General features: G+C 51.3%; 2 protein-coding genes. One reads left to right on the top strand and one right to left on the bottom strand.

What is annotated here, in order from left to right:
- Positions 1 to 150 precede the first annotated feature (150 nt).
- A complete protein-coding gene (locus tag QCE79_RS32335) occupies positions 151 to 435 on the bottom strand; it encodes an HNH endonuclease signature motif containing protein (protein ID WP_309851359.1) in 285 nt (94 codons plus the stop codon).
- Positions 436 to 747: 312 nt separating this feature from the next.
- Here QCE79_RS32335 and QCE79_RS32330 point away from each other — a divergent pair, with 312 nt between their 5' ends.
- Positions 748 to 1,056, top strand: coding sequence for a hypothetical protein (locus QCE79_RS32330; protein ID WP_309851356.1), 309 nt, complete (start codon positions 748 to 750; stop codon positions 1,054 to 1,056).
- The last annotated feature ends 1,330 nt before the right edge of the window (positions 1,057 to 2,386 follow it).

The raw sequence follows: 2,386 nt of genomic DNA, 5'->3' as shown, positions 1-2,386 counted from the left end.
GGCACCGTTGGCGCGATTGCCAGCGATGCGGCGGATTTCCTTCCCCGTTGAGCCATTTTTTACTTTTTTTGTCCACGTTTATGGTCGCGAAGGGGAACGGTCGGTGTCCGGCCCAAGCGCTCCCAGAAATCGACCTGCCCCCCTCACACATCATGACCACTCGCCATCCGCTGGCATACCGTCAGCACCGAATGCCTTCTTCTCCCGATACCCAAACTGCTGACGCGTCACCTCGTCATGACAGGCCGCGCACAAGCCACGCAGATTCGATTCGTCGTCGGTGCCGCCGTGCGCAAGCGGAACGATATGGTCCACGACAACCGAGACGCATGTGCGATCGAGGGTGCGACATAGCACGCAGACGGGGTCGCGTGAAAGGATACGAGAACGGAGGCGAAGCCAGCGGCGACCTCGAGTCCGACCGTGGGATCGCATCGATGAGGGCTTCCCAAACATCCTTGATAGATTCCTCTAAATAACAATTGTAACTATTCATTAGACAAATACTTTCATTCGGTTGTTGCTGCGCGAAATTCAGTTCGAACGTACGACAACGTGGCGCGCAATGATTTCAACAACCAGGCTCGAAGTTAGGAGCAAAACTTCGCTTGGAACTTTTTTTAAACGAATTTTGAACAAAGGCTTGGCGGTTTTACTGATCATTCGATAGCGCGTTAGCTTGACGCGTGACAACCGGGATCGATCCTCATCGGGAGGGCCATCCCCGGTTACTTTTGGAGGATGCAGATGAAAGCGCTGAGCCTAAAATGGACAGGCGTTCTTGGGGCCATCGCCTGTACAGCAACCGTTGCTATGGCAGCTGGTGGCCAACTTGCGGCAGCCAGTTCGCAGGATGAGAATCCGGTCACTCAAAACCATCCCGCAGAGTGCGTGGGCAACGACAATTGCAAGAAAGTGGAATCAGATTGTCGAGCATGTTGTAGCGAAACCCATTTACCCACTTGCGATCACGGCTTCGGGTTTTTTAACTGTGTGAACAAGTGCAAAGCTCAACACGGCTGTCTAGGAAAACGAGAGCATGATAAAAAATCTTAATACCGCTGAGAAGTTCAACCGCGCGTTGTTGCAAGCAGGAGCGGAGCTAAACAATATGCTTCTAGAAATATGGTCCGAATTGCCGGAGGACGAGCAGACACGGTGTCGATTGGCTATCGGGAATATCTTAGGTGAGATCTTGAGCGAAGGTTTGAATCCAATCCACCGAGTGCACCCGACGCTCGTACCTCCCGACATGCGGAGCACGAGTGGTGAGGAGGCGCGCGAATAGTCTCTGCCTTACGTCGGCCGCGATTGTGATAAATCGCGACCGATGACCCACAAGAATGGGCAATCGAGCAATGACACGGTTTTGCGCGGTGCACTTCGCCACTTCCTCGCCACTGCGTGTGCAACAAACGGGGGCTAAGTCTTGAGCTCCCGTTTTCTTTTCGTATGTCATCACCGAGGATGGCAGTCGGTAGCCGGCTCGCCGCAGTTCCTGAATCCTCACGAGAGGCCTTTGCCAGCGTTGCCGCCATCTCCTCTGAATGTAAAGCGACGACCTAAGCACGAACGCAGCTCTTAACCTACGAGTCATCGATTTTGAATCGTGTACCTAAGAGGGCGCACGAAGGCAAACATGTCAGTCTTGCCCACAATTGCTATCTAAACACGATATTTCCAGGACAAGTACGATTTGCGAACAGCCGCATTTGATATCTAATAGCGGATCTAGGTAGTTCAAAACGGCGGCCCATCTACTTCTTCTTTTAATATGCAATGTTTTCTAACAAGACGGCAGTTAAAATACATTTTGATTGCACTGCTTTTTCTTTTGATAATCGGTTATGTCGTTTCGCAGATAAGAGATGACGACGCCGAAAGTAGATGTTTTCACATATTCATGGATAGCATGGAAAAATGCAATTCGAAAGCGGAATCTGGTTACCGTCAATGCATGAAAGATAGTATGAAAATGCATGGTTGTACTTACCCTCCTAACGACTGAATCGAGTCAAAATCATGAGTTAGCGACGACTTTCTCCTGCTCTTTCCCGAGCGCCACATGTAAGGCGCCTCGATGGCCGCACGGAATCCGCTGAAAAAGTCTCACCCATCTGTTTTTTTCGCTGTTACGGCTGTTACGCTGTTACACATTCGTCGAAAGCCTTTACCGGTGAAGGTTTGCGCGTAACAGCGAAAGCGTAACAGCGGCGTGCTGTAACAGCGGAGTTGATAGAACGGTGGAGCATCGTGCGTCGAGGTTACAGCGGTGCGCTGTTACACCGCTTCGCTGTTACGCTTTCGCTGTTACGCGCAAAGCCCCGCCCACTGGGGCTTTGCGCGTTTTTGTAACAGCGTAACAGCCGTAACAGCGATATTCAGC

The organism is Caballeronia sp. LZ003, from assembly GCF_031451465.1.
GTDB lineage: Bacteria > Pseudomonadota > Gammaproteobacteria > Burkholderiales > Burkholderiaceae > Caballeronia.
The sequence above is the reverse complement of the archived record's forward strand: the minus strand, read 5'-3'. Positions and strand labels throughout refer to the sequence as shown.

Bases quoted from the DNA above. Each gene is read 5' to 3' on its own strand.
- QCE79_RS32335 (WP_309851359.1), bottom strand. From the start codon at position 435: ATGCGATCCCACGGTCGGACTCGAGGTCGCCGCTGGCTTCGCCTCCGT.
- QCE79_RS32330 (WP_309851356.1), top strand. From the start codon at position 748: ATGAAAGCGCTGAGCCTAAAATGGACAGGCGTTCTTGGGGCCATCGCC.